Genomic DNA, 26,274 nt, shown 5'->3' with positions numbered 1-26,274 from the left:
TCCCACATCTTTAACTTCTTGTAAATTTAACTTTATTTTTATTCTTCACTTTCTTTTTACTAACTGTTCATCAAACCAGTGCAAAATGCACATTTTTTTCCAGTTAGTGATATCAACTAGGACAAACTTTTTTATGCTGCATACAATATACCATTAAGCGGGAAAGGGGGGATAATCTATGAAACAACATCGTTGCAAATCATGCCAGAATAATAATTCAGTTTCGCCTGCTCAAGACAAAATGATTGTAAATCCTACTAAACGGGTGAAAAATATTAGAACAAATCACCGCGTTGTAAAGAATATCCATCCAACTGAAGTAGTAAATGTTAATCGAACCGTCATTAGGAATGAGAATTATTTTCCAGTCACTAATTCTGATGTAAATGAAACAGTTGTGGAGAATTATAATTGTGGAAGTGATGTAAACTCTCCAAATTGTCGAAGAGTTAGTCCGGCAAATAATAATAACAATAATAATAACCAGCATCATAACTGTAGGTGTAAAGGATGGAGTTGGATATAACCTAAAAAACCGCCGCAAATACAATGGCTCTAGCATTCTCTTTCCTATAATTTTCATTATAAGTAGGTACCATTTTTTGGGACAAACCACCATACAAAAGAAAAGGATGTTCTGCCCAAATACCGTCAATTAATTAAACACTTCCCATGATAAAAGCGCCTTATGCTAATGCATATAGGCGTTTTATTGTATCAAGTTTGTTGTTAGGAAATGGTGAATTGTAATTTCATTCTTAAAATGCGGAAAATCGATGGACAGACAATCCTTTATCCGTGATTGAAAGGATAACTTCCCCTTTTTCCACGGTTAAAGGGACACACTAAATTACACCACATAAGATTAACACTACAATGAATTTTCTGGCGACTTATCAAACATAAAATAACCATTGCTCTTCTTATTATATCTATGAGAAAATAGAGATTGCGAATATACACGAGGAGAGTACCAAATTGTTTAAAAAAGGGATAACTACTATTCTTGCGTTGTTTCTTATCTTATTCTTTATCACAGCATGCAGTAAAGAAAATACGGATGAGACCGGTACTCAAGATACAAATACATCAAATAATGAACCTGCCCCAACTGAATCTGAGGAACCAGCAGAAGATGAAGCCATACAGATTCCTGAAGCAGGATTACAAAAAAAAGATAGTGGCGATATGGTACAAGTGCTTCAAGAAGCATTAAATCATATTGGCTATTCATTTGAGATAAATAGTTCTTTTGACGAAACAACCACCTGGGCTGTTACCGATTTACAGCTGCAGCATGAAATGCAAGCAACAGGTGTCTACAATGAACAAACAAAAAGCCTTCTGGAAGAACTTCTGGCAGCCGGTGAATCGATTAAGCCCGGAGCTGGTCTGCCGAGGGAAACGGAAGCCAGTACAACAAACGATGGCGTAAATATTCTTTTTAACCCATATGATCAGCTTGCACTTGTAAATAAACAACACGCATTGCCGGCAGATTATGTTCCAGAGGATCTTGTTGTTCCTGATATCCTCTTCCCTTTCAATGAGGACCTGCCAAAGAAAAAGATGCGTAAAGTGGCAGCAGTGGCATTGGAAAAATTGTTTCAGTCAGCAGATGAAGCCGGGCTCAAATTATATGCCCAATCTGGCTATCGCTCTTATGATACTCAGGTAATGCTTTTCAACTCTTATGCAGAAAAAAACGGTGAAGAAGCTGCCAATCTATTTAGTGCACATCCTGGTGAAAGTGAGCATCAATCGGGGTTAACGATGGATGTGACCAGTTCGGATGTTGACTTTATGCTAACAGAGGACTTTGGAGAAACAGATGAAGGAAAATGGCTGGTTGAACATGCGGCTGAATATGGCTTTATTATTCGCTATCCCAAAGGAAAAGAAGATATTACAGAATACCAATACGAACCATGGCATTTACGCTATGTTGGTACAAAGGCTGCAAAGGCAATCATGTCTGAAGAAATTACTTTAGAGGAATATTTAGAATCAGATTAACAGATAATCCTGTCCCGTTTTGGGCAGGATTTTTAATTTTAATAATTGTTCCATCATATCGGAAGCTTAGACAATTTTTTCTGATTCTGCCTTAATTTCCATATTGATTTGTTTGTCTAGTGCACGGATACGTTCTAGTGCTGATGTCTCTGATATTTCTTTATAATGATGATTTCCGCCTGTTTCTTCATCTGCTTCATCTGCCAATGTTACGACCTGCTGCAGCGGCTCTAATTTAAGTTCCCCCTTCGGTAAATAGGAGTCTGTATGGAGCAGGATAGCCACAGCAATTTTCTTTGCCACATGACGATCTTCACCAATACGGATTAATAGCTTATGTGCCCGGCTCGCTCCTTTAATCGCATGAATATCATTTTCTTTATACAGATCATAGTCCCATTCTCCATCCCGGTACCATGTATAGTGACCAACATCATGGAGCAGTCCAGCCTTTGTCGCGTGATCCGAATCAATATCGAATCGCTTGGCAAAAATATAAGCATATTCAGCCACAGCAACAGCATGCGCTATGCCAGATCTTTTCAAATACTTTTGTGTAATCGGGTGAGTAAAAACCTGTTCCAATGTGACTTTTCTCATGTGAAACCTTTCCTTTCTGAAATTAATTTTACTGACTATACCATGTTTTTTATACCTTTGCAATGGACAATTGCCAAATTTTTATAACCTTAAACCTGCAGACATGGTGAAAAGTGAATTTGGACAGGTGCCTGTACTTTAATTTAATATTATAAAAACGCATTTCTGCTTTGATGCCAGAAATGCGTTTTTCTATCTAAAATGGTTTTGTAATCATCAAAGCAATAACAATCAAAAATAATACATTTTCGATCCGCTCAAAAAAGAATAACTTTTTGGAAAGCATAAAATATTCTTCTGGAATTTCGTCACCTTTATATTCCTTGAGCAATGACTTAATTGGTTTCGATCTTGGTGACAGAACAATTGGCCCAAAAGCAAGGCCGGTTAAAAACAGGAATAAACTAGTAATATACCATCCTTGCGAGAAAAGATATGGGTTCAGCAGCCCCATCCACAATCCTGTAATTAACAGCAATGTGCCGCCAACCATTACAAAAATATGTAATCTGTTTCGAATGATGTATGCATGTTTCAGCTCAGTCATTGTCGTTGCTTTTGTAACAATATAAATCATTACAAATCCCGGGCCAAGACCAAGTATTGCAGAAAAAACATGAATAAAAACAAGTGTATTATATAAAGTCACGGATCCTACCCCCAAATAATAAAATCCCTTGCACCATCATCATACACTATTTAGGTATATCCTTGACTGTGACTTTCCACACATATTTTATATAAATTTCATCAAAATCGTGACAAATTTATCCCGCATCTAACAACCAATGAAAGATAAAAGATCCCCACTAATTGAAGTTTCTCTGCTTCAACAGCATCCTAAGTCTTTACCTTTACTTCTCAATGCTATGTACAGATATATCCCCATTCATATTGCACCTGAAATATCGGTTTCTTTTAACTTCTATTAATGCCAATGCAGCAGCATCGTTTTCCAGCACACTAATTCCAAGATCGCAGTTTACAAACCCTTTTTCCAATTGCACTTTGTAAGATGGATTATGTCCTCGATAAATCAGCTTCCCTTTACTCCAATTATGTACATTCTGTTCGTCAAGCTGCATTAATTCCTTCTTATTCATCCAGATAATTTCCCGCGACTGATTTTCTGTATCATTATCCAGGTCGATTCCAGCATGTGTATAAATTCCATTTTCATCCTCATAAACCAATGGCAGGGTTTCCAGCCAGGAAGCGTAATCTTCGGCCATGTCCCAGCCGTTTTCACTCCCGTAGACCTTTTTGAAACTACCTATTGTTTCATCCCCTCCAAATTCCATCCATATCGGGGATAGTTCGTTTATAAACCAGACCATCATTTCTTCATGATTTCCTGCTAAAATATGTACAGTATCCGGATAGCTTTTATTATGATCTCTTGCCCATTGCAGCATAGGTGCACTTCTGGGACCCATATTAATCATGTCACCGCCAATGATGAGCTTGTCATTTCCAGGGGAAAATTTAACATGATCTATTAATTTTTTAAACGCACAAAAATTCCCATGAATATCGCTTATAAAAAAGGTGCGCATTTCAAAAAACTCCTTTTTTACACATTATTTTAGAACAAAGGTGCAAGCGGCCGTTTAGCAACGTACAAACTGGAGCACTTTGGGACTGCACTCCGTTCGCCCCACCAAAAGATCTGCTAGTTGCTGGGCGCTGGAGCCGGACGTGGCTGATTCAGTCGTTCAGTTATCCACAGCTTGCAAATTTTATAAATTCTAAGCTATTAGAAAACTTGGCTTTTCGCCAAGCCTTAGTTGTTCTTATACTGGTTTCCATAAAAAGTTATTCATTCCTATCAGTATAAAAGTGTACTACTCTTTTACTAGTTCGTAAATGATACAAAATATCCATTTTTATGAAAATTAAAACAGCTATTCAGGAAATTTGCAACGAATAGCTGTTTTAATTCTTTATATTTCTTCCAGTTTTGCTGCGACCAGCATATAATGGGCCGGCCCAATTTCATTCACAATAACATTCAAACCAAAGCTTTCCAGCCCATTCACTAATGGCTGTGCTCGTTTTGGTACATGTATTTCAAAAATAGTCCCTATCGATGCTTGTTTTACATATTCAAAAATCTCATTTCGAGGATGTTCCCCGTTTAATATCCTTTCACGCACATCAATCACAGCTTTTTTTCCTTCAAATTTTACGTCCAGCAATATTTCCATCCCCTTTTAATAAACTGATCAATTTAATTGAAATTCAGTATTAGTATAATCGAATTAATGCAAGGAAAATGTGATGTGAATCACGATTGGATTTGTGTCCCTATTCATAATTAATTTTCATATCGCCTGGTTTAATCCAGCCTTTTTTCCGGAACCATTCAGCAATTACCAGGCTGATTAATGCTGGGGCAATAAAATGCAAAATTAAAATACTCCAAAATATACTCATCGAAAATCCCATCGATTCCAATGTCATAATCTGCCCAACAAAGCCGCTTGTCCCCATTCCAGCACCTGAAGCGTTGTTAGTCAATTCCAGCCAAACAGTGGCAAAAGGGGCAAGTACTGCTCCAGCGATCGTTGGGGGTAAAATGATTAAAGGCTTTTTTAGTATATTTGCTACTTGAAGCATGGAGGTGCCGACCCCCTGGGCTAAAAATCCGCCAATCCCATTGTCACGGTAACTTGCTGCTGCAAAGCCAATCATCTGTGCCGCACAGCCTATAGTTGCTGCACCAGCAGCAAGTCCATCCAGTGAGAGCATAATTGCAATTGCTGCTGAGGAGATTGGTGCCGTCAAAGCAACACCCATAAGGATTGCGACAAGGATTCCCATAACCAATGGCTGCTGTGCAGTTGACCAGTTAATAACCTCCCCAAACCAGAGCATAAACGTATTAATAGGCGGTCCGATAAATTTCCCTGTCAAAAAGCCAATAATTATTGTTACAAGTGGTGTAACGATAATGTCAACGCGTGTTTCTTTATACACCAGTTTTCCAAACTCAGTTGCCAGAAGTGCGGTGATATAGCTTCCTGCAGGACCGCCTAGCTCTGCTCCAAATGCTCCAGCAAATAATGCAGAAAATAACACTAATGGCGGAGCCTTCAAGCCATAAGCTATTGCAACTCCGATAGCCCCTCCCATTATTTTTGTTTCCATTGCAAAGCTTCCCATTTCTATTAATGACTCTCCAAGTATTGGAGCAAAATTGATTACGATTTCCTCACCAGCCGTTTTAATTATCAGTCCAATGATTAATGATGAAAACAGCCCTAAAGCCATATAACTTAATGCTGTAATCAAATATTCCCTAATGGAAAGTGATACCCCTTTTCTTTTGAAAAACGCTTTCATTTTTAACCTCCCACTTGTGCATAAATTCACAAATCACTTAATAATAATCCATCATTTTCACCAACTTCTATTATTACGTTATTTATCCAGCATATCAAGTGTTTTTATAAAGTAAAACTCCATTCAGTGAGGTTTCCCTTCCACCTCTACTGAATGTTAGTTGAACAGAATCAGGAAATTTACGGGCTGTTTATCCCCCACCTTCACGTTTGGGAATTCTCACGCTTGGAGGTGGGGGTATTAAAGCCCGTAAATGCGTGACAAATATTTTTGCTGAATAGTAAACTGATTGATGAGCAGGACTGCCCTATCCAATTGCTTTTTGTCAGTTAATAAGCTACAATTTAATTGATAATAGTTATCAATTAAATATATATAAATAGATTGAGCAATGGGGAGGAATATCAATGGAACAAGTAAAACAGCAATCTGAATTGGCAAGAATCATTCGGGAACGACGTGCAGTAAAAAAAGGATATAATGATAAAGAGGTAACTGAAGAAACAGTGAGAAAATTATTGGATGATGCAATTTGGGCACCAACTCACGGAATGCGACAGCCATGGCGTTTTATTTTTGTAGGGGCAGACCAGAAAGAAAACTTTGCAAAGCAAGTTGCAGCAACATATCCCGAGGAAAGGCAGCAAAATCGTGAGGCATATTTAAATGAACCTAACGCATTTCTAATCGTACTTATGGAAGAACCTGAAATACAGAAGCAATGGGAAGAAAACTTCGGTGCAGTTGCCACAATGATTCAGAATTTCTGGCTGCTTGCATGGGAAAAACAGCTTGGGGTTGTATGGAAAACAAATCCGCATATTTATGATCCTAAGGTAAAAGAAATTTTGAACGTTGGCGATAATGAAAAGATAGCAGGCTTCGTTCATCTTGGCTATTTTGATAAAAAGCCGATTAAGAAGGACCGTGTCTCGATTGATGATAAATTCACAAGATTTGAAGGATAAGAACAAAAGCGCAAGCGCCCGTTTAGAGACGTACGAACTGGACTGAGCCGTAGGAGATTCACTCCAAAGTATAAGGTTCACTAGGCTTTCACCTTATGGGCGACAAGCCAGTTCACCTAAAAGGAAACATGCCCCTTTTCAAAGGGCTATGCCGACGTTGGCGAAGCCGCTTTTAGTAGGCCCTCCTTAAAACCAGAGTCGGTGTTGACTTATCGTACGGAGGTGAAGGAAGTTCGCTAGTCTCTGGGCGCTGGAGCTGGACGTGGCAGTTTATGTCCAAGAATGAATTGCTGCAAAATTTATGCTTTCTTTACCTATAAAGAAAGTCGCGCGAACCCGATAGGAAGTTGTGCGACCCTGACTAAAAGTTGAGCGATATTCAATTATAGCATTGCTATCGCGCGACTTTTAATGGAGGCCGCTCGACTTTTAATGGTGATCGCACGACTTTCCACGAGTGTGGCACGAGTTTAACACGGAGTTCGCACGACCTCTGCAGACATTTTCTGCAAAAAATAATCGTTTGAAAACCTGGCATTCTCAAGGCTTTTTATTAGTCATCCCATACTGTACTTCTTAATGAACTATCCCTTTCATGACGCTCGATTGCAAGTTCAATCAAACGTTTGATCAAATCCGGATAGCTGATTCCGCTTATCTCCCACAGTTTCGGATACATGCTTATTTTCGTGAACCCAGGCAATGTATTTACTTCATTTACATAGATATCCCCAGCTTTGGTCAGAAAGAAATCTACTCTTGCAAGTCCCTCACACTGCAGTGTTTCGAATGCCTTGACGGCAGCTTTTTGCATTTCCTTTGTAACTTCATCTGAGAGTTCTGCAGGTATGGCAAGCTCGGCACCTTTTTCATCAATATATTTAGATTGATACGAGTAAAATTCCGTATGCGGTAAAATTTCACCTAGCTGCGAAGCCTTGGGGTCCGTATTCCCCAGCACGGAGCATTCGATTTCCCGTCCAACAATGCTTTCCTCTACGATAAGTTTATGATCATATTGAAAGGCAGACTCGATTCCTGCTTCAAATTCCCTCTTAGTGGATACCTTGCTTACACCTACGGAAGAGCCCTGATTTGCCGGTTTGATAAACATGGGTGTTCCTAAATAAGCTGCCGCTTCCTCATAGCTGACTTTATCCTTCCTAGCACTTGTATATGTCAGTCCTTTGGCTACATTTATTCCCGCATCTTTCAGAAGACGTTTGGCAATATCTTTATCCATACAAATCGATGAACTCAGAACACTTGGACCAACAAACGGAAGATTAGCCAAACGCAGCATCCCCTGCAAACTTCCATCCTCTCCTAAAGTTCCATGTACAATTGGAAAAACAACATCCAATTGTTCCAGCTGCCTAGCATTTTCAGCATGAATCATCTGTTTATCCATTTCCCCCGGGACAATTGCAATTGGATCATTCGATTTATTTAATTGAATCAGTTTTGGATTTTCAGCATTCAGCAGATAGGATGATTGATCATTTAAATGCCATTTCCCATTTTTATCAATGCCTATTAATATAACATCAAATTTCGATTTATCGATTGCTTCAACAATATTTTTGGCAGACTGTAGAGAAACTTCATGCTCTGCAGACTTTCCACCGAAAATAATTCCAACCTTCTTCTTCGCCATTTTCTGACTCCCTTTCTTAGCCTTAAAAAATCTATATATTAAAGATAGCATAAAACTGCTTGCTTTAAGAAGAAAAAAACTATTCAGGATGGACAAAACTTTTAAAAATAATGTTCATCTTTCTGTATTATTTTCTCGATAAAAAATGCACAATTACTCCCTATAATTACTATTGAAAAGGTATTTAAGAGAAAAGCCTTATTTATTTTCACCCCATTACTTAAGGTTTTTCTTATATAAACACCTTAAAAATATTTTACTTTTGCTGAAATAATGGCAAAAATAAATGGGAGGGACTTATTTTGAAGAAAAGTCTACTGGCAGTATTATTTTTTAGTTTAATTTTATTCCTTGCAGCATGTGGCGGTGACAGCAGTGATGCATCTTCTGACACAGCAGATACTGACGAAAGTGCCACTGAGGAACAAGCTGATGATACAGAAGCAGCATCTGATCAGGAAGCAAGCAATGAAGTGAATGTTGTTGCAACCAATTTTGATTTAGGTCAGGATGAATTTGTTGTAAAAGCCGGGGAAGAAGTTACTTTAACACTAACCAATGAAGAAGGAAACCATGGAATATCCATTGATGAGTTCGATGTAAACCTTCAATCTGAAGGAGAAGTAACATTTATTCCAGAAGAGCCTGGTGAATATACTATTTACTGTAATATCTTCTGTGGTGACGGCCATGGTGATATGACAGCAACATTGGTTGTAATTTAATAAATTTAAAAAGGCTGTCTCCCAAAAGTGTTAATTGGGAAACAGCCTTTTTTAAATTATCCATTTATACCCGACACCCCAAACGGTTTTGAAGTGATCGTCAATTGGAAAGCCAGCCCGTCTGATCTTATCCCTCATATTACGAACATGCGAATCAATCGTCCTGCCCTCTGTTTCTGAATCAATCCCCCAAATTAAATCGATCAGCTGTTCACGGGAAAATACCTGGTTGGAATGTTTCATTAAATGCCCTGCCATCGTAAATTCCTTTGGAGTCAGTTTAATCGGCTTATTTTTAAAGGTAAGCTCATAGCGCTCCTCATCCCATAATAAACCATTTGTTTCAATTTGATTCCCCCTTGCATTTCTGCGCAGCAAGGCTTCTATTCTTGCCAGTAATTCCCCTTCATCAATAGGCTTTGTAATATAATCATCTGCACCTAGTTTCAGCCCTTTAATGATGTCTTCCTTTTCTTCACGTGCTGATACCATAATGATTGGCACATTGGAAAAACGCCTGATTTCCCGACAAAGCTCCCAGCCATTCATCTCCGGCATCATGATATCCAGCAGTACAATATCGAATGTTTCTTCTCGTATATATTCAAGTGCTTCATTTGCTTGCTGTACTTTTATGCAATCATAATGATGCGGCCTCAGGTATAATGCAAGCAAATTCAGCATTCGTTTTTCATCATCTATCAATAAAACCTTTTTCAACAAAATCACTCCATAGGCAGCTTTATTATAACGGTAGTTCCTTTATTCAGTTCGCTTTCTATTTGTATTGTTCCCCCATGGGCTTCCACAATCTCTTTGGAAATAGCTAATCCTAACCCGGTTCCTCCACTATTCCTTGAACGGGATTTTTCAACACGGTATAGACGATCGAATAGAAATGGAACATCTTTTTCGGGTATTCCATCACCTTGATCAGAGACAGTGATTTCGGTACTTTCCGCAGATTGACATACCTCTAAATGAACAGAACTGTCTTCAGAAGAATATTTCAAAGCATTATCCAGAATATTTATCAGAACCTGTTCAAAACGCTCAGCATCAATGTATACCAATATATCATCAGGACACTGCCAGGAAAAGGCAATCCCCTTCTCTGCAAATACAGTAGTTATTCGATGTGCGATAGAATTGATCAGAACCTGCAGATGTATTTGCTTGCGTTCGATCGAAAACTTATTCTGATCCATTTTTGCCAATTCAAACAGATTCTTAATCAGCAAAGTTAAATGTTCCGTTTCTTCCCGGATAATTGCGGTATATTCTTTTATTTCATCCTTCGAGAGATCCTGCCGATTAATAATGTCCGCATAGCCCTTAATATAGGTTAACGGTGTTCTCAGCTCATGTGAAATACTTCCTAAAAAGTCATTTCTGGCGGTCTTCAAATGCTCCAATTCACTGGATAAATCAGCAATGGATGCTGCTAATTCTCCAAGTTCATCCTTTCGTTCGGTGTAAAGTTCAACACGTTGTCCACTGCTAAGCTTTTCGGTAGCATCCTTCAGTCGAATTAATGGCAATGTAATAAATCTCGACAAAATAAATGTAGTAATAATCGTTAAAACAACTGTAATAAAGAAGATTACCGCGAACTGGCCACTTAACTTTTCAATAAGTTCTCTAACACTGTTTGTATCAGCAAACATATATACATAACCAGTGGTATTTCCATTGATTATTATCGGACTGGCAGAAGCAATATACCGTTCCTGCTGCCAGTCCCCTTCTGCAATCCCCCCCGTAGACGGTTCTGTTTCATCATACCTATTTTCCATAATGCTTTTCATTTCATCATCAACCGGATCAGATGAAGTGATAATAGCACCATTTCCATCTGTAATGACTACCGTATATTCTGAAGCAGATTCCATTCGCGCAACATGTTCCAGCGTTGTCTCCTCATAGTAATCTTCCAGTACTGCACTGTGTGAATTCCCGCGGGAAAGCAAATTGTCTTTAACACTATCAACCCGATCACTCGCCAGGGTTGTATATAAAATAAAAAAGAGAAGCAACTCTATGACTAAAATGAATACAAAAAATAGAAATCCCGTTTTTAGTGATAGTTTGTTAAACATAAGCAACCTCATTATATAACTGTCATCTTTTTTGTACATCCTCTATTAATTCATTTTATTATAATACTCAGTCCACTTCTCATTGCCTGTTTCATAAAAATATCGCCATGCGTCATTTCCGTTTTCATATGCCTCCCCCCAATTTTTTGTCTGATTATCATAGCCGTAGCTCCAAATGGAAGTAGAGCGTTCATAGAACTTGCTCCAAAGATTATCCGCATTGGCCATTTCGAGTTCACTTGTCAAATAATCGATCAGTTCTTCAGCCCGCTTAAATTCCAAATCAGATTTATCCATAATAGATTTACCTGTTTTATCGGCTTGCTCCATAAGTTCCTTCGAAATTTCATCAGCTTTTTTCATTCCTTCCCGCTGCCATTCTTCCCAAGCTGATTGCATGCGATCATATTCTTTCTGCCAGTAATCATCCAGGTCCTGTTTATTGCCGGCATAGGTGAATTCACCCTGCCCTGCTTCAGCGACCTGTTTTAATAGCTTTTGTGCCTCATCATCAACCTGAAACCCAATAATATTAATTATTGGCTCCACTCCCTGTTTATTTAATTGTTCAGCTTCAGCAACCGTGTCACCATCGCATGTTTCGATTCCGTCACTTACAACATAGACTATTGCATTTGATGCAGCATCAGGGATATCCTTTTCCGATTCTTTCAATGCATTGGCAATAGGTGTCCATCCTGCCGGAGTAACCCCTTCAAGTGCATTTGAAAATTCTTTCTGGTCCATCTCCCCATTATATAATGTCTCAGTTGACTTACAAGATTTTTCTTTATCCTCGTCTGTTCCTGTTCCCTCATGTCCATATACACGCAGTGAAACGGTACTGTTTTCCGGTAAAATTTCAATAAAATCATTAATTGCCTCTTTTGCGAGTTCCATTCTGGACGTTCCATCACTTTCCGCATTCATACTCCCGCTGGCATCCAGCAAAATAGCAAAATGAGTGGTCGACATAGCAGTCTCTGCAGTTGGCTTTTCCACTTCTTCATTTGGGCTGTCCTGATCAATTTGTACAGTAGGATCAAAAGTTACAAATGTTTCTACTTCCTGATGATAGTCTTCGCGAATTAATTGTAAAATTGCCGATTCAAGCTCTTCCTCATTAACATCAACAGGCAGTTCATTCAACTTTTCCTTTGCAGCAGCCACGTCATAGTTATCCCCGCTGTACATTCCTTCTTTGATTACCAATTCTTGTTCTAAACCTTCTAATTCACGAGGCAAATCTGCTAACTGGTAGGTTTCTGCTTCTTCCTCCCACCAGTTGGTCTCCACTGTTTCTTCCTTTTCAACTGGTTCTTTTTTATCTGTTTCTGCTGGTTCCTCTTCCCCGCAGCCGGCAGCTAAAACAATACTGCTGAATAATAAAATGATTACTTTTTTCATATGTACTCCACCTCACATGGATTTTCACTACTATAATAATAGACTATTAGATTGAATAATATCAACGGATTATCGAAAATGGTCATTATTTATTTTCTTCAGAAACTAAAACTAAAAAAAGATAAATTCTCAAGAAAACACTTGACTTTTATTTCAGACTCTTCTAATATTAATTGCAATAACTTAATTAATTTGAGCGTTGACGAAGAAGAGTAATCTATTTGAACACTAAAGAGAGCTGGTGGTTGGTGTGAACCAGTGTGATACGGATAGATGAATGGGCTTCTGAGCTTCCAAACCGAACCATAAATACAGTAGGCTTTGGCGAACAGGTCTCATCGTTATACGAGACGAATATTAGGCATGATTGTCTGATATTGCTAAAGTGAGCTGTTTTCAGCTAATAAAGGTGGTACCACGGTCCCTCGTCCTTTTCGGATGCGGGGCCTTTTTGTATTCTTTTGGATTGTGTCTAAAATTTAATAAGTAAAATCGCTTGAGTAAGAGGAGTAAGCATTAGGTGAAGCGTTAAAGAGAGCTGGTGTTGGTGAGATTCCAGTACGTAGAGCAATGCTGAATGGACTTACGAGAGGTTTCCTTAAATGAAGCAAAGATTAACGTTCAAAAGCAGAGTAGGGAAACACGGAATTCCGCCGTTATACGGATAGGACATCGAGAAAAATAGGAGCATCAGCTGAATTGTCTCCTAAAGGTCTCCGTATCCGAATAAGATGAAAAGAATTTACATTAGTTCTTTTCAAAAGAGGTGGCACCGCGGATATATTCGTCCTCTATAAACACAAGTTTCAACGTGTTTATAGAGGACTTTTTTATCTTCTGTAAAAGAAAGGAGAAAATAATGAAAAACAGCCAGGCAATTCCCTATAAATTTATCAAATTGAACGCGGACACGTTAACTCCGATTGGGATTTTTCAAAGCTTAGCAGGGAATAAAAAGTTTCTATTGGAAAGCACCTTCCAGCATGTGGAAAAAGGCAAATATTCATTTATTGGATCAGGGCCTTATCAAGAGGTAATCGGGGATGGAAATAACACGATTATTAAAAACCCTGAAAGTGGCCATACAGAGTACCGTAGTCAGAACGCACTTGATTATATGAGAGAACATTTTCCAAAGCTTGAAATTGATCTCCCCCTCCCTTTTCATGGTGGAGCTGTTGGATACATCGGCTATGATACTATTCGGCAGTATGAAGATATTGGGCTTTCCCTAATGGACGACCTGAATATGCCTGACATCCATTTTATGGTTTATAAAGATGTCATCATTTTTGATCATTCAGAGGAAACAGTGTTTGCAGTCGTTACAAACCCGGATCAACAATCCGAATTTTTGCTGGATGAAAGGCTGAAATTTTTGCGAAACAACATAACCACAAAACCTGATCCAGCGGAAGAGAATCCATCCAGCATTGATTTTGAACCGGAAATGACTGAAGCGCAATTTATTGAAAAGGTCAAGATAGCCAAAGAAAAAATTCACCAGGGAGATATTTTCCAGGTAGTCCTATCACAGAAAATGAAAGCAAAAATGAATGGAGAACCGCTTTCCTTTTACCGAAGGCTTCGAAGGGCAAATCCTTCACCATATATGTTTTATATCAATTTTGAAGAATATCTGGTTTTGGGAGCATCTCCGGAGAGTTTGATCCAGACAACTGGAAGGGATGCTGTTACAAATCCGATTGCCGGCACTCGGGCCCGCGGGGAAACAGCCCAGGAAGATGAAGCACTCATAAAGGATCTTCTTGCAGACGAAAAGGAGATTGCCGAACACCGGATGCTGGTAGATTTAAGCAGGAATGATCTTGGCCGGGTCTGTGAGATTGGCAGTATTACCATTCCAACCTATATGAAAATAGAAAAATACCAGCATGTCATGCACATTGTTTCTGAAGTGAAAGGCAGATTAAAAGAGAATCAATCAGGCTTGGATGCTTTGATTTCCTGCTTGCCGGCCGGAACTGTTTCAGGGGCACCAAAAATCCGGGCAATGCAAATTATTAATGACTTAGAAGAAAAGAAACGTGGTGTTTATGCCGGTGGAATTGGCTATATCAATTTCAACCATGATTTAAATATAGCACTTGCCATCAGATCACTTGTTATTAAAGAAGACTGCGCATATCTTCAGGCCGGTGCTGGGATCGTTTATGACTCGGTACCGGTGAAGGAATATCAGGAAACACTGCAAAAAGCAAAATCCCTTATGGAGGTGTACCAAATTGATTCTGTTAATTGATAACTTTGATTCATTCACATTTAATATTTATCAGTATTTTTCCGAGGAAGGTATTGAAGTTGAGGTGATCCGGAACAATCAGTTGTCCCTTGGGCAAATTGAAGCACTTCAGCCAGAGGCAATTATTATCTCGCCAGGACCGGGATTACCCGAGAAAGCCGGAATATGCATAGAACTTGTCAAAGCATTTTACAAGGATATTCCAATTCTCGGCATCTGTCTGGGGCATCAGATTATTGGTGAGGCACTGGGCGCTGAACTAAGAAAGGCAAAACAGATCAAGCATGGAAAAACCTCACTTATTACTCATAATGGCCTGGGGATTTTCAGTTACCTATCCCAGCCTCTTGAGGTAATGCGCTATCATTCCTATGTCATTGATAAGCTGACGCTGCCGCATGAGCTGGAGATAGCAGCAACGTCATTGGAAGATAATGAAATTATGGCAATCAAACATCATTCTTACCCTGTATATGGTGTACAGTTTCATCCAGAATCGATTGGAACAAAAACAGGCAAGCAAATTATTCGAAATTTCTTAGAGGAAATTGGAAGGGAGATCCATCAGAATGAAAAATTATCTTGAGAAATTAATCAGGCAGGAAAATTTGACCGTAGAGGAAATGAAGGATGCAACAAAATACTGCTTTACAGATGCTATAACGGAATCAGAAATTGCCGCTTTCTTAACGGCATTGCAATCCAAAGGTGAAACTGCAGATGAAATAGCCGGAATGGTTGATGTTATCCGATCCCAATCAATGTTTCAGACAACAGCTATAACAAATGCAATGGATAATTGCGGTACGGGAGGAGATCAATCTTACAGCTTTAATATCAGCACAACATCTGCATTCGTCATCGCTGGTGCAGGGATAACTGTTGCCAAGCATGGAAACCGCAGTATTTCAAGTAAAACAGGAAGTGCAGATGTACTGGAGCATTTAGGTGTGTCCCTTTCATTTACAAATGATCATGTGGAAGAAATGCTGAATGAAAATAAAATTGCCTTTTTATTTGCTCCACATGTTCATAAAGCATTAAAGCCCTTTTCCAAGGTTAGAAAAGATCTGGGATTGCCAACTATTTTTAATGCAATTGGTCCATTAACAAATCCTGTCCCATTGGATTCACAGTTACTTGGTGTTTACCAGCGAGATATGGTGCAAATGCTCGGAGAGGCACTAAGAAAATTAGGTAGGCGCCGTGCAGTGGTTGTAAATGGAGCAGGGTTTATGGATGAAGCATCACTTGCAGGTGTAAATCATCTTGTCATCCTTGATGAAGGTAAACTGACACCATTTACATTGAGTCCGGAAGAGATTGATTTGCCAGTCTACCAAAATGAAGAAATCCGCGGCGGTGATGCAAAAGATAATGCAGTAATCTTACAGGGTGTATTAAGCGGGAAAAAGGGTGCTTATTTTGACACTGTACTTTTAAACGCTGGACTTGGTTTATTTGCCAACGGTGCAGCGAAAACGATTAAATCCGGCATCCAAATGGCAAGAGAAAGCATCGAATCTGGGGCAGCGATGGAAAGATTACAGAGACTGATAGAATACAGCAGAAAAATTCCTAGTGGGGTGTTATAAATGTCAATTCTTAGGAAAATCCTGGTGCAAAAGGAAAAAGAAGTCGCACAATTAGTTAATCAAACGTTTGATCAATTCTTAAACAAAAAAAATATAACCTTTAAAGAAAGAGTAAAATCTTCCCGGAATATAACGGTTATTTCTGAAATCAAACGATCCTCCCCCTCAAAAGGAGCAATTGATATGAAGGTTGATCCTGTAGCACAAGCTAAAAAATATGAGGCATTGGGTGCCGGAGCCATTTCTGTATTAACGGATAAAACCTTTTTTAATGGCTCAATGGAGGATTTAAAAGCAGTAAGAAATGCAGTCGATCTGCCTATCTTGTGCAAAGATTTTATTATTGATCCCGTTCAGATTGATCAAGCCAAAGCAGCTGGCGCCAATATTATTCTGCTGATCGCCGCAGCTTTATCCGATACCGAATTGAAAGGACTATATGATTATGCAGAGAACCGTGAACTGGAAGTTTTATGTGAAGTTCATAATGAAGAAGAGATGCTGCGTGTACTAGAACTTAATCCGGACATTATCGGCATCAACAATCGAAATTTAAATACATTTGATGTCAGTCTGGAAACAACCAAAAACCTAGCCTCCATGGTAACAAATAAAGAAACAATTCTAATCAGTGAAAGTGGAATAAAAACGCAAGATGATGTTGTGCAGGTTAGAGAAGCTGGGGCAGATGCCATATTAGTTGGGGAAACATTGATGCAATCAGCTGATTTATCCCAAACCTTTCAGGATTTACAAATCCCTGCATTTACGAAAGGAGCGAATTAGAGGATGCTTACTAAAATTTGTGGAATTAAAAACGAAGATGCTGCAATAACTGCTGCTCAGGCCGGTGCAGACTATATTGGTTTTGTTTTTGCATCTGGAAAACGTCAGATTGCACCTGAAGATGCTGCGAAAATAGCGGAATCGCTCCCCTCTTCTGTTCAAAAGGTTGGCGTTTTTGTAAATGAAACGGTGGAAAGAATGCTGGAAATTGCTGAAACAGCAGGATTGGATCTTATTCAGCTCCATGGTGATGAGCCACCTGAGGTTGCAGAAAGTCTGCCATACAAAATTATTAAAGCATTTCCGATGGACCCTGACCGTCTTACAAATATCCAGAAATACCCATGTGATTATTATCTGCTCGATAGCCCTTTCGGGAAAAACCGCGGGGGAAATGGTACAACATTTGATTGGAACTTGACCGAAAAGCTGTCACTTGATCCATCAAAATTATTATTAGCCGGGGGACTTTCCCCGGAAAATGTAACAAAGGCTATGAAACTTGTAATGCCAGCTGGTGTTGATGTATCCAGTGGTGTGGAAACGAATGGCGTGAAAGACCTCTCGAAGATTAAGAGATTTATTAAAACTGTTAAAAGCTTTGGAAAGGATGAGTCCATTGACAACATATACAATGCCTGATGAAACAGGAAGATACGGTGATTTTGGCGGCCGCTTTATACCAGAATTATTAATGCCTGCCGTAATCGAACTGGAGAAGGAATATGATAAAGCAATAAATGACCCTGAATTTATAGAAGAGCTAAATTATTATTTAAAGCAATATGTCGGCAGGGAAACCCCTCTTTATTATGCAGAAGGAATCTCAAAGGAAATCGGTGGACCTGACATTTATTTGAAACGGGAGGATTTAAATCATACAGGTGCCCACAAAATCAATAACACCATTGGTCAGGCACTGTTAACACGGAGAATGGGAAAGAAAAAGGTAGTGGCGGAAACAGGAGCCGGTCAGCATGGTGTCGCAACCGCTACTGTCTGTGCATTGCTTGATCTGGAATGTGTGGTATTTATGGGTGAGGAAGACATCCGCCGCCAGAAGCTGAACGTTTTTCGCATGGAACTGCTGGGAGCAGAGGTTCGAAGTGTATCTCAGGGAAGCGGAACATTGAAGGATGCAGTAAATGAGGCGCTTCGTTACTGGGTCAGTCATGTAAATGATACCCACTATATCCTGGGTTCTGTTGTAGGTCCGCATCCCTTCCCTAAAATTGTCCGTGACCTGCAAGCTGTGATAGGAAAGGAAACAAAAAAGCAAATCACAGAACAGACTCAGAAATTGCCAGATGCAGTTGTAGCCTGTGTTGGCGGCGGGAGCAATGCAATGGGTATGTTTTATCCATTTATCGAGGATGGAGATGTGAAGCTATTTGGAGTTGAGGCTGGTGGCGCCGGTTTGGAAACAAACAAACATGCTGCAACATTATCCAGTGGAAGTGTTGGTGTATTACATGGCACATTAACACATTTACTGCAGGATGATCATGGTCAAATTGAAGAGGCCTTTTCAATCTCTGCAGGTTTGGATTATCCTGGTGTAGGTCCCGAGCACAGTCATTTACATGATTCAAACAGGGTTACTTATACATCCATCACTGATCAGGAAGCATTGGAAGCCTTTCAATTTTTATCAAAGACAGAAGGAATTATTCCCGCACTTGAAAGTGCCCATGCAGTAGCTTATGCCGTAAAGCTGGCTAAGGAAATGAAACAGGGCGAAACACTCGTCATATGTCTTTCCGGCCGTGGTGATAAAGATGTCGAACAAGTAAAAAATGTACTGGAGGGAAAATCACATGGGTAAGGAAAAATTGGAACAGGCATTTCATAACAAGCAAACAGCCAATGAAAAATTGTTTATTCCATATATCATGGCTGGCGATGGCGGGCTGGAAGTTTTAGAAGAACGTATAACATCTTTGGAAGAATGCGGTGCTGCAGCGATTGAACTTGGCATTCCATTTTCCGATCCGGTCGCTGATGGCCCAACTATACAGGAAGCAGGAATTCGAGCATTGAAAAATGGAACAACATTGGCCGCAGTATTAGATCAGCTAAAAACCTTTCAGGAAACACGAAACATTCCAATCATTTTAATGACCTATCTAAATCCGATTTACAGCTATGGGGTAGAAAAATTTGCAGCTGACTGTCAGAATTCAGGAGTTGACGGCATCATTATTCCTGATTTGCCGATGGAAGAAGAAGGCATAGTTGATGGTGCATTAAAAGAAAATAATATCGCTTTTATTCGCCTTGCTGCAATGACTAGTCCCAAAAACAGACTCGAGGAAATCTCAAAACGAACCGAAGCCTTTCTTTATGCGGTTTCAGTGACAGGCACAACTGGTGTACGCTCCATTCATGATGAAATTGTAAAAGACTATCTCCAGCTGCTGAAAGAAAACAGTTCCGTTCCTGTACTGGCAGGTTTTGGTGTTTCCAATATTGAACAGGCTCATAGTCTTGGAGCACACTGTGATGGTGTCATTGTCGGAAGTAAAATAGTTGACCTCTTGCACCAAGGTAAAGAAGAGGAAGTCAGGGACTTAATTAAAGGAAGTATTTCTGCTGAATTTGTTTCATAGTAAAAATGCTAGAGGCCGTTTAGTGATGTATAGAAAAACCGGTTGTCTCAAATTTCAGGGAGACAACCGGTTTTCATTATCTTGCAAACGAACGAATAAAATCGTAATCTAATGCTGTTTTTTCTCTTTGAAGCTGTTCTTCATTTTTCTGGTAGTAATAATCTCTTGATTTTTGAGTGTTCAGCGCTGATAGTTTTGCATGGTTTTTTTTACTGTTCAGTTTTTTTAATTTCATGGTTTTGCACCTTCCTTTTTTGTTTTAAAATGACTAGTCAGTTTATATATATATGATATTGTATTTTCTTTGACTGTAGTTTTGTTCTAGGTCAAATATGCAAGCAATGCTGCTTCCATTTCTTTGATTCGTTTTTCCACCTTGTCTTCATTATAGCCGATTGTTGCATGCAGCCAGATTCCATCATGCAATTCCCAAAACAGCGCGGATGCTTTCTCAGGATCTGTATCCTGTTTGAATTCGCCTGCTTCTATACCCTGCATAATGATATCTTTCGTCATTCCAAACAAGATATCAAAACGATCCGTCAGAATATGCTGCACATCCGGTGAGTCGGTTGAATAAAGCCAAAATTCGATATGGATTCGCATCATCTTTTTCTTGTTTAGGTCATACGGAATATCTGAGTTAATCCAATATTTCAGTTTTTCCATTGGGCTATCAATCATATTCAAACTTGTATTAAGTTTTTTGAGAGACTCTTCTCTTTGCTTTTTCAGGAGATTTATAAATATATCCTCCTTACTTTCAAAGTAATTATAAAAGGATCCTTTGCTTAATTTTGAATAGCTTACAATATCATCTACAGTGGAAGCATAATATCCTTTTGCAGAAAAACACTCCAATGCAGCCTGAAGTAATGTTAGTTTTCTTTCTTCTTTTGCTTCATCTGAAATTCTTGGCATTTCCTGCACCTGCCCTTTTTTGTAGAATAAAACTGACTGGATAGTTTATATAAATTGTAGTCGATTTTTACACAATTTACAACCGATGTGCTCACATTTATTGTTACGATTTAATGACGGAATATAAAGTGCTTTATTATCCTTCTATTTAAAAAAACATATATTATTGGTACTGCACACCATGTATGCGCACCACAGAAATTTTTGGAAGCAGTGTTATTGCTTTTAGAACCATGCTACGTGACCTTTCTGCACAATCAAGTGGAATTTTGGATCATAGAACAATTTTTTTCACAGTTTACATCAACTCCCCGGTTTAAAAAGCAGCTTTCTAATGTGGTATTTTTAAATAAAGCCTTTACATAAATTTAATTCATGTTACGATAGACGTAGAAAAACTGCATAGCAACGTGAGCACTAGGGGAGCTGTTTTAGCGGCTGAGAAGAACTGATTTGTTCTGACCCTTTGCACCCGAACTGGGTAATACCAGCGTGGGGAAGTGTGGTCGAAACATGTATTAAAGTTTACTTTCCATAACTATACATACAATCAGACTGCATTCCCCCTCGGAATGCAGTTTTTTTATGGCAAAAAATAATGTTCGGCAAACCAAGGGCTGGCCAGGCCTCGTCGAAACAGGAGGAATTTTCTATGACAGGAGAGTCTTGTGCAAAAAGTAATATTGCTGGAGTCAGTTTTTCGATTCACCCTATGAGTGACAATTTCATTGAAATTATTAAAGGTGCTATCAATGAATCAGACATTTCAAAGGTACACGTAAAAACAGATGATGTTACAACAACCATCCGTGGAAAACTGGTTCATGTATTTGACGCAGCAAAGGCAATCTTTATACATGCGGCTAAAACCGGAGTTCACGTAGCGTTTCAGGCAACCTATTCCTTGGGATGCCCAGGAGACTCTACAGGGGATGTTTATATGGCAGAAGATGATAGTCCGTTAAACGCTGAGCAGGTAAAGGACATTAAACAGTATGCTGCGGCCAAATTTTCACTCTACCCTCTTGGCGGTGGAAATTATATGGATATTATTTATGAGCAGATTGAAGCAATGAAAAAACATGTTGCTGTCTCCCCTGCTCATTATTCGACTCGCCTCGAAGGTGATGTCATCGGAATATTTAATGGCCTGGAACAAGTATTTAAAGCGACTGTTGAGGGAGGCTCCAGCCACACAGTAATGACTGTATCCATTTCAGCAAATAGTCCTTCACATAAGGGAGATGATCCGATTGAGTAACTGGCGTTTTAAAGAAATTGTTGTTTTGACAGCATTGTCCGTAGTTTTTGCTGTTGTTTATCTTGCCTTTTTACCTGTAGGAAAAATACTTGTCGGCCTCTTTGGACCAATAGGCTATGATCTTATTTTCGGAATTTGGTTTATCGTTTCCATCATTGCTGCATATATTCTCCGGAAGCCTGGCGCAGCATTTCTGTCAGAAACTATTGCTGCAATGGTAGAAGTTTTAATTGGAAACGCTGTTGGTCCAATGCTGATTGTTTCCGGCATGATACAGGGACTTGGCGCTGAGGCTGCCTTTGCTGCCACCCGTTGGAAAAACTATTCTGTTTGGGTGCTTATGGCTGCTGGTGCCGGATCAGGTATAACCAGTTTTGCTTACGGCTATTTCATGAGTGGTTATGCTGCCCTGTCTACCGGATATGTCGTGGCAATGTTTGCAGCACGTGTGATTAGCGGGGCTCTGATTGCCGGATTATTAGGAAAAGCCTTAAGTGATGGTTTGGCCAAAACCGGTGTCCTCAACAGCTATGCTTTAGGAAAAGAATATCGAAGGAAAAATGCCTCATGAAGGCTTTTGTAGAAGTCGATCACCTCTCTTTACAGTTTGACAATCAGCCAGAAAAGAACATTCTTTCAGATGTCAGCTTCCAGCTAGATCAAGGAGAAAGCTTGTTACTGCTCGGACCAAGCGGCAGTGGTAAAAGCACATTGACTTTTTGTTTGAATGGAATTTATCCCAAGGAATTGGATGGAAATTTACAAGGGGATGTTTGGATCAATGGTAAACAAACAGCAGATTACCTCCCCGGCCAGCTGAGCCAGCAGGTCGGAGTTGTATTTCAGGACCCGGAAACGCAATTCTGCATGCTTACGGTAGAGGATGAAGTTGCTTTTGGCCTTGAGAACATTAGCTTTCCTCCTTCACTGATGGAGTCTAGGATCAACCAGGTACTGGAAATGGTTCATATGCTGCCATTAAAAAAAGAGAAGATTCACTCGCTTTCCGGCGGGCAAAAACAAAAACTGGCACTCGCCTGTGTTCTTGCCCTTGAACCAGCTTTACTTATTTTAGACGAACCAACAGCAAATCTGGACCCTGTTGCAACAAAGGACTTAATTCAAACAATTCACAATGTAAAACAAAAAAACAATTGTTCTGTTATCATCATTGAACATCAACTGGATGGCTGGACTGCAATTGCTGAAAGATGTCTGCTTCTAAATAGAAATGGTCAGATTTTTTATGATGGAACGTTACGAAATGCGATAAAAGATCAAATTCACCAGCTTGATTCAGAAGGTATTTGGCTTCCTAAAATTACGCAGTACCTATTGCAGCATGCACCAAAAGTAATACAAAATCCCCCGTTAACGATAGAGGAATTCTCTAATCAGGAATTTCTGTGGAGTCAGACGGAATGGAAAGACATGAAGCAAGTCCGTTCATTACGCTCAAATGTTTTATTGGATGCTTCAGATATTAGCTTGTCTAAAAACAACAAAAAAATTATTAAAGCTATTTCACTTACAGCCTATGAGGGAGAATTCATTGCAATTGTTGGTGCAAATGGCAGTGGTAAAACATCCCTTTCCCGGTTAATGACGGGAATACAAAAACCCTCATCAGGCACCATTCTAGTTAAAGGCAAACCAATTAAAAATTGGAGAGAATCTGATTTACGTAAAGAAATCGGCTATGTTTTTCAAAATCCGGAGCATCAATTTATAACAAATTCTGTCTTTGATGAGGTAGCTTTTGGTTTAAGGATACAGAATAAAACAGAGGAAGAAATCAAGAAAAATGTCCATTCTATTTTGAATATCTGTGGAATTCCTGAGTACGCAAATGAACATCCTTATACATTGAGTCAGGGGCAAAAACGCCGCTTAAGTGTGGCAACCATGATTATAAATAATCAGCAGCTGCTTATTTTGGATGAGCCAACCTTTGGCCAGGATGCGCACTCCAACTTGGAATTAATGAAGCTTCTGCAGGAACGCTACGCTAAGGGAACAACCATCATAATGATTACACACGACATGGAGCTCGTAAACAACTATGCAACAAGGGTTATTGCAGTGGATAAAGGAGAAATTGCAGCTGATTGCACTCCAGAGGAATTATGGAATAAAGCACCAGAAGAACTGAACCAATGGCAACTGGAAATCCCTATACCAGTACAGCTTAAAAAAAGATGGGAAAAGGGGCAAAACTATGTTTCTACATCATCTTAATCCAAGTATAAAGGCATTAACCATTGGACTGATTGTTATCTTGCTTGCCCTCATTTTTGATCCTGTTACACCATTTATTTTATTGTTATTTACAATCAGTCTTACCTTTATCGGCGGCAGGGTTGATGTAAAAAAATATCTGTTATATTTCATCCCATTTTCTATTCTTGCATTTGGAATGTTATGGACCACCATTGTTTTCGCAGATACACCGAAAAACCCGGAAGATATCATTTCCGTTTTAGGTATGGAATATCCCAGGGAATCCCTTCTGACAGCAATAGCACTTTCATTACGGGTATTAAGTGTAGCTTCTTTGTCTTTGCTGTTTATCTTCACGACAAATATTGTTGATTTTATTTTGAGTTTGATTCAACAGCTGAAACTGCCACCCAAAATTGCCTATGGAGTCCTTGCCGGCTATCGGTTTCTGCCAATGATGAAGGATGAATTAGCAGTCATTCATGCAGCACATCGAATACGTGGCGTTAATCAAGTGCTCACTTTAAAAGAAAGGTTAAAACAATATAAACGCTATTCAATCCCATTATTGGCCAGTGCCATCCGTAAAGCTGAAAGAACTGCAATTGCCATGGAATCAAAAGGCTTTACTGGAGATAAAAGCAGGACTTTCTATAGGCGCTTTACCATTACATCCAAAGATTGGCTATTCATTATCATTATGTTAGCCGCTTTTACGACAGCTGTTTATACATCAATAAAACTTGGCTACTTCAATTGGTATAATGGGGAGATATAGGATGACCAGGAGAGTCGGAATATGCATCTGTTTCATCAACTATTGCAAGAGTGTCATGCTAGTCGCTGGGCGTTGGAGCTGGGCATCTTGTAGATTTCTGAACATAGCCTTATATACGCTTTACAATTCACAAAAAACAGGCAAGCTTAGTAGCAGCTTGCCCTTTTTTTATCCAAAGGAGTATGGGTAAATTTTTCTTTTACTAGTTAGTCCCAGGTATTACTAGTTTCATTTCTTTTTCACCATCTACCCCACGCTGCTTATATCTCACCAAACGGATTGCATTTAAAATTACAATCAACACGCTAAGCTCATGAATCAGCATTCCAGATGCAAGGAATATTTTCCCTAATAATACTCCTGCCAAGAGCAATGCTACAGTTCCAACTGCAAAAAACATGTTTTGCTTCATATTGCGGACAGTTGCTTTCGCCAGTGAATGAGCATATGGAATTTTGTTAAGTTTATCAGCCATTAGTACAACATCTGCAGTTTCCAATGCGGCAGCTGTTCCCGCTGCACCCATTGCCAGCCCTACATCTGCCAATGCTATTGCAGGTGCATCATTGATACCGTCCCCCTACCATTGCAACACGGTACCCTTTAGCCTTCAATCGTTTAATATGGTTAACCTTATTTTCTGGCAGCATTTCTGCAAAAACCTGGTCGATCCCAAGTTGTCCAGCCACTTTTTCAGCGGTATGTGTATTGTCCCCTGTCAGCATGATTAATGAGCTGCTCCTACTGCCAGTGCAGCTCTGATTACCTATACAATCTTGCTTGATAGTACTGGATATCCCAGCTTTTCTATTGTTTTCTGTAACTCTTCAGCTGTTACCTGTTCTGCATCAAAGGTTGCTTTTACTTTGCTGGAGTTAAACATTACTTTTGTTTCACCTACTCCATTCATTTTTCCTAATTTACCTTCAATCTTTTTAATACAAGATGGACAAGTTAGTGGTTCTAATTGGAATTTAACTGTTTTCATTTGTCATTCTCTCCTTTGTTTTGTTCTATCTTCATT

The 26,274-nt window shown here is 39.3% G+C and carries 29 protein-coding genes, 1 riboswitch and 2 other annotated features; of the genes, 15 read left to right on the top strand and 14 right to left on the bottom strand.

The window, feature by feature from the left end:
- Positions 1-178 precede the first annotated feature (178 nt).
- Both CIL03_RS08090 and CIL03_RS08085 read left to right on the top strand, forming a co-directional pair.
- Entirely contained in the window at positions 179-526 is a 348-nt protein-coding gene (locus CIL03_RS08090; RefSeq protein WP_094885328.1) for a CotD family spore coat protein, read from the top strand.
- Between the two features lie 452 nt (positions 527-978).
- Positions 979-2,016: a D-alanyl-D-alanine carboxypeptidase family protein gene (locus CIL03_RS08085; protein WP_165767919.1), complete on the top strand. Its 1,038-nt coding sequence runs from the start codon at positions 979-981 to the stop codon at positions 2,014-2,016.
- 66 nt (positions 2,017-2,082) lie between these two features.
- Here CIL03_RS08085 and CIL03_RS08080 read toward each other — a convergent pair whose 3' ends face one another.
- From CIL03_RS08080 to CIL03_RS08060, 5 genes are all read right to left on the bottom strand, one after another.
- On the bottom strand, positions 2,083-2,616 hold the full coding sequence (locus CIL03_RS08080) for an HD domain-containing protein (protein ID WP_094885327.1): 534 nt from the start codon (positions 2,614-2,616) through the stop codon (positions 2,083-2,085).
- Between the two features lie 196 nt (positions 2,617-2,812).
- Positions 2,813-3,265: a DUF2269 family protein gene (locus CIL03_RS08075; protein ID WP_094885326.1), complete on the bottom strand. Its 453-nt coding sequence runs from the start codon at positions 3,263-3,265 to the stop codon at positions 2,813-2,815.
- 205 nt (positions 3,266-3,470) lie between these two features.
- Complete coding sequence (locus CIL03_RS08070; RefSeq protein ID WP_094885325.1) at positions 3,471-4,172, bottom strand: metallophosphoesterase; 702 nt, start codon at positions 4,170-4,172, stop codon at positions 3,471-3,473.
- A 387-nt stretch (positions 4,173-4,559) separates the two neighbouring features.
- Positions 4,560-4,814: an amino acid decarboxylase gene (locus CIL03_RS08065; RefSeq protein WP_094885324.1), complete on the bottom strand. Its 255-nt coding sequence runs from the start codon at positions 4,812-4,814 to the stop codon at positions 4,560-4,562.
- A 109-nt stretch (positions 4,815-4,923) separates the two neighbouring features.
- A complete protein-coding gene (locus CIL03_RS08060) occupies positions 4,924-5,961 on the bottom strand; it encodes a PTS sugar transporter subunit IIC (RefSeq protein WP_094885323.1) in 1,038 nt (345 codons plus the stop codon).
- Between the two features lie 407 nt (positions 5,962-6,368).
- On the opposite strand from CIL03_RS08060, the gene CIL03_RS08055 reads away from it, so the two are divergent.
- The gene (locus tag CIL03_RS08055) at positions 6,369-6,929 is read left to right on the top strand and encodes a nitroreductase family protein (protein WP_094885322.1); all 561 of its coding nucleotides are present in this window, start codon (positions 6,369-6,371) and stop codon (positions 6,927-6,929) included.
- Between the two features lie 553 nt (positions 6,930-7,482).
- On the opposite strand, the gene ddlA is transcribed toward CIL03_RS08055, so the two are convergent.
- A complete protein-coding gene (gene ddlA / locus CIL03_RS08050) occupies positions 7,483-8,586 on the bottom strand; it encodes a D-alanine--D-alanine ligase (protein WP_094885321.1) in 1,104 nt (367 codons plus the stop codon).
- 302 nt (positions 8,587-8,888) lie between these two features.
- Here ddlA and CIL03_RS08045 point away from each other — a divergent pair, with 302 nt between their 5' ends.
- A complete protein-coding gene (locus CIL03_RS08045; RefSeq protein WP_165767918.1) occupies positions 8,889-9,311 on the top strand; it encodes a cupredoxin domain-containing protein in 423 nt (140 codons plus the stop codon).
- A 51-nt stretch (positions 9,312-9,362) separates the two neighbouring features.
- On the opposite strand, the gene CIL03_RS08040 is transcribed toward CIL03_RS08045, so the two are convergent.
- From CIL03_RS08040 to CIL03_RS08030, 3 genes are read right to left on the bottom strand one after another with little or no spacing between them, the layout of a single operon-like run.
- Entirely contained in the window at positions 9,363-10,031 is a 669-nt protein-coding gene (locus tag CIL03_RS08040) for a response regulator transcription factor (protein ID WP_094885319.1), read from the bottom strand.
- Between the two features lie 5 nt (positions 10,032-10,036).
- Entirely contained in the window at positions 10,037-11,410 is a 1,374-nt protein-coding gene (locus CIL03_RS08035; protein WP_094885318.1) for a sensor histidine kinase, read from the bottom strand.
- A gap of 45 nt (positions 11,411-11,455) precedes the next feature.
- Positions 11,456-12,817 (bottom strand): VWA domain-containing protein, encoded by a 1,362-nt coding sequence (locus CIL03_RS08030; protein ID WP_094885317.1) that lies wholly within the window; start codon positions 12,815-12,817, stop codon positions 11,456-11,458.
- Between the two features lie 190 nt (positions 12,818-13,007).
- Positions 13,008-13,253 (top strand) — a binding site (T-box leader).
- A gap of 50 nt (positions 13,254-13,303) precedes the next feature.
- Positions 13,304-13,612 (top strand) — a binding site (T-box leader).
- 64 nt (positions 13,613-13,676) lie between these two features.
- Here CIL03_RS08030 and trpE point away from each other — a divergent pair.
- Genes trpE through trpA form a run of 7 tightly spaced genes read left to right on the top strand, consistent with a single transcriptional unit; the run spans position 13,677 to position 20,070 of the window.
- On the top strand, positions 13,677-15,080 hold the full coding sequence (trpE, locus tag CIL03_RS08025; RefSeq protein WP_094885316.1) for an anthranilate synthase component I: 1,404 nt from the start codon (positions 13,677-13,679) through the stop codon (positions 15,078-15,080).
- A complete protein-coding gene (locus CIL03_RS08020; RefSeq protein ID WP_094885315.1) occupies positions 15,064-15,666 on the top strand; it encodes an anthranilate synthase component II in 603 nt (200 codons plus the stop codon). The genes trpE and CIL03_RS08020 overlap by 17 nt, the downstream gene beginning before the upstream one ends.
- On the top strand, positions 15,650-16,675 hold the full coding sequence (trpD, locus tag CIL03_RS08015) for an anthranilate phosphoribosyltransferase (RefSeq protein WP_094885314.1): 1,026 nt from the start codon (positions 15,650-15,652) through the stop codon (positions 16,673-16,675). Before CIL03_RS08020 ends, trpD begins: the two co-directional genes overlap by 17 nt.
- Positions 16,676-17,461: an indole-3-glycerol phosphate synthase TrpC gene (gene trpC, locus CIL03_RS20065; RefSeq protein ID WP_240508026.1), complete on the top strand. Its 786-nt coding sequence runs from the start codon at positions 16,676-16,678 to the stop codon at positions 17,459-17,461. It abuts the gene before it with no gap.
- A gap of 3 nt (positions 17,462-17,464) precedes the next feature.
- On the top strand, positions 17,465-18,103 hold the full coding sequence (locus CIL03_RS20060) for a phosphoribosylanthranilate isomerase (protein WP_240508025.1): 639 nt from the start codon (positions 17,465-17,467) through the stop codon (positions 18,101-18,103).
- Entirely contained in the window at positions 18,081-19,286 is a 1,206-nt protein-coding gene (gene trpB, locus CIL03_RS08005) for a tryptophan synthase subunit beta (protein WP_094885313.1), read from the top strand. The genes CIL03_RS20060 and trpB overlap by 23 nt, the downstream gene beginning before the upstream one ends.
- Complete coding sequence (trpA, locus tag CIL03_RS08000) at positions 19,279-20,070, top strand: tryptophan synthase subunit alpha (protein ID WP_094885312.1); 792 nt, start codon at positions 19,279-19,281, stop codon at positions 20,068-20,070. Before trpB ends, trpA begins: the two co-directional genes overlap by 8 nt.
- 76 nt (positions 20,071-20,146) lie before the next feature.
- Here trpA and CIL03_RS19810 read toward each other — a convergent pair whose 3' ends face one another.
- Positions 20,147-20,305, bottom strand: a complete 159-nt coding sequence (locus CIL03_RS19810) for a hypothetical protein (protein WP_165767917.1) — start codon at positions 20,303-20,305, stop codon at positions 20,147-20,149.
- An 86-nt stretch (positions 20,306-20,391) separates the two neighbouring features.
- On the bottom strand, positions 20,392-20,991 hold the full coding sequence (locus tag CIL03_RS07995; RefSeq protein ID WP_094885311.1) for a TetR/AcrR family transcriptional regulator: 600 nt from the start codon (positions 20,989-20,991) through the stop codon (positions 20,392-20,394).
- Between the two features lie 409 nt (positions 20,992-21,400).
- Positions 21,401-21,507, top strand: a riboswitch (TPP riboswitch).
- Between the two features lie 136 nt (positions 21,508-21,643).
- On the opposite strand from CIL03_RS07995, the gene CIL03_RS07990 reads away from it, so the two are divergent.
- Genes CIL03_RS07990 through CIL03_RS07975 form a run of 4 tightly spaced genes read left to right on the top strand, consistent with a single transcriptional unit; the run spans position 21,644 to position 25,250 of the window.
- Positions 21,644-22,252 (top strand): YkoF family thiamine/hydroxymethylpyrimidine-binding protein, encoded by a 609-nt coding sequence (locus CIL03_RS07990; RefSeq protein ID WP_094885310.1) that lies wholly within the window; start codon positions 21,644-21,646, stop codon positions 22,250-22,252.
- The gene (locus tag CIL03_RS07985; protein ID WP_420855398.1) at positions 22,236-22,823 is read left to right on the top strand and encodes an ECF transporter S component; all 588 of its coding nucleotides are present in this window, start codon (positions 22,236-22,238) and stop codon (positions 22,821-22,823) included. The genes CIL03_RS07990 and CIL03_RS07985 overlap by 17 nt, the downstream gene beginning before the upstream one ends.
- Positions 22,820-24,490, top strand: coding sequence for an ABC transporter ATP-binding protein (locus CIL03_RS07980; protein ID WP_094885308.1), 1,671 nt, complete (start codon positions 22,820-22,822; stop codon positions 24,488-24,490). The genes CIL03_RS07985 and CIL03_RS07980 overlap by 4 nt, the downstream gene beginning before the upstream one ends.
- Positions 24,471-25,250, top strand: coding sequence for an energy-coupling factor transporter transmembrane component T family protein (locus CIL03_RS07975; RefSeq protein WP_094885307.1), 780 nt, complete (start codon positions 24,471-24,473; stop codon positions 25,248-25,250). The genes CIL03_RS07980 and CIL03_RS07975 overlap by 20 nt, the downstream gene beginning before the upstream one ends.
- Positions 25,251-25,452: 202 nt before the next feature.
- Here CIL03_RS07975 and CIL03_RS07970 read toward each other — a convergent pair whose 3' ends face one another.
- Genes CIL03_RS07970 through CIL03_RS07965 form a run of 3 tightly spaced genes read right to left on the bottom strand, consistent with a single transcriptional unit; the run spans position 25,453 to position 26,238 of the window.
- Entirely contained in the window at positions 25,453-25,797 is a 345-nt protein-coding gene (locus CIL03_RS07970) for a hypothetical protein (RefSeq protein ID WP_338061880.1), read from the bottom strand.
- Positions 25,798-25,813: 16 nt separating this feature from the next.
- Positions 25,814-25,975, bottom strand: coding sequence for an HAD family hydrolase (locus CIL03_RS20340; RefSeq protein ID WP_338061879.1), 162 nt, complete (start codon positions 25,973-25,975; stop codon positions 25,814-25,816).
- Positions 25,976-26,016: 41 nt separating this feature from the next.
- Positions 26,017-26,238, bottom strand: a complete 222-nt coding sequence (locus CIL03_RS07965) for a heavy-metal-associated domain-containing protein (protein ID WP_094885306.1) — start codon at positions 26,236-26,238, stop codon at positions 26,017-26,019.
- Positions 26,239-26,274 lie beyond the last annotated feature (36 nt).

The organism is Virgibacillus indicus (genome assembly GCF_002266285.1).
GTDB lineage: Bacteria > Bacillota > Bacilli > Bacillales > Amphibacillaceae > Virgibacillus_K > Virgibacillus_K indicus.
Note: the sequence above shows the minus strand (reverse complement) of the source record. Positions and strands in the feature narration are given on the sequence as shown.

Coding starts and splice junctions, on each gene's coding strand:
- CIL03_RS20060 (WP_240508025.1), top strand. CDS start 17,465: ATGCTTACTAAAATTTGTGGAATTAAAAACGAAGATGCTGCAATAACT.
- trpC (WP_240508026.1), top strand. CDS start 16,676: ATGTCAATTCTTAGGAAAATCCTGGTGCAAAAGGAAAAAGAAGTCGCA.
- CIL03_RS07965 (WP_094885306.1), bottom strand. CDS start 26,238: ATGAAAACAGTTAAATTCCAATTAGAACCACTAACTTGTCCATCTTGT.
- CIL03_RS07990 (WP_094885310.1), top strand. CDS start 21,644: ATGACAGGAGAGTCTTGTGCAAAAAGTAATATTGCTGGAGTCAGTTTT.
- ddlA (WP_094885321.1), bottom strand. CDS start 8,586: ATGGCGAAGAAGAAGGTTGGAATTATTTTCGGTGGAAAGTCTGCAGAG.
- trpD (WP_094885314.1), top strand. CDS start 15,650: ATGAAAAATTATCTTGAGAAATTAATCAGGCAGGAAAATTTGACCGTA.
- CIL03_RS19810 (WP_165767917.1), bottom strand. CDS start 20,305: ATGAAATTAAAAAAACTGAACAGTAAAAAAAACCATGCAAAACTATCA.
- CIL03_RS07995 (WP_094885311.1), bottom strand. CDS start 20,991: ATGCCAAGAATTTCAGATGAAGCAAAAGAAGAAAGAAAACTAACATTA.
- CIL03_RS07975 (WP_094885307.1), top strand. CDS start 24,471: ATGTTTCTACATCATCTTAATCCAAGTATAAAGGCATTAACCATTGGA.
- CIL03_RS07985 (WP_420855398.1), top strand. CDS start 22,236: ATGATCCGATTGAGTAACTGGCGTTTTAAAGAAATTGTTGTTTTGACA.
- CIL03_RS08035 (WP_094885318.1), bottom strand. CDS start 11,410: ATGTTTAACAAACTATCACTAAAAACGGGATTTCTATTTTTTGTATTC.
- trpA (WP_094885312.1), top strand. CDS start 19,279: ATGGGTAAGGAAAAATTGGAACAGGCATTTCATAACAAGCAAACAGCC.
- CIL03_RS08070 (WP_094885325.1), bottom strand. CDS start 4,172: ATGCGCACCTTTTTTATAAGCGATATTCATGGGAATTTTTGTGCGTTT.
- CIL03_RS08055 (WP_094885322.1), top strand. CDS start 6,369: ATGGAACAAGTAAAACAGCAATCTGAATTGGCAAGAATCATTCGGGAA.
- trpE (WP_094885316.1), top strand. CDS start 13,677: ATGAAAAACAGCCAGGCAATTCCCTATAAATTTATCAAATTGAACGCG.
- CIL03_RS07980 (WP_094885308.1), top strand. CDS start 22,820: ATGAAGGCTTTTGTAGAAGTCGATCACCTCTCTTTACAGTTTGACAAT.
- CIL03_RS08080 (WP_094885327.1), bottom strand. CDS start 2,616: ATGAGAAAAGTCACATTGGAACAGGTTTTTACTCACCCGATTACACAA.
- CIL03_RS08060 (WP_094885323.1), bottom strand. CDS start 5,961: ATGAAAGCGTTTTTCAAAAGAAAAGGGGTATCACTTTCCATTAGGGAA.
- CIL03_RS20340 (WP_338061879.1), bottom strand. CDS start 25,975: ATGCTGACAGGGGACAATACACATACCGCTGAAAAAGTGGCTGGACAA.
- CIL03_RS08030 (WP_094885317.1), bottom strand. CDS start 12,817: ATGAAAAAAGTAATCATTTTATTATTCAGCAGTATTGTTTTAGCTGCC.
- CIL03_RS08090 (WP_094885328.1), top strand. CDS start 179: ATGAAACAACATCGTTGCAAATCATGCCAGAATAATAATTCAGTTTCG.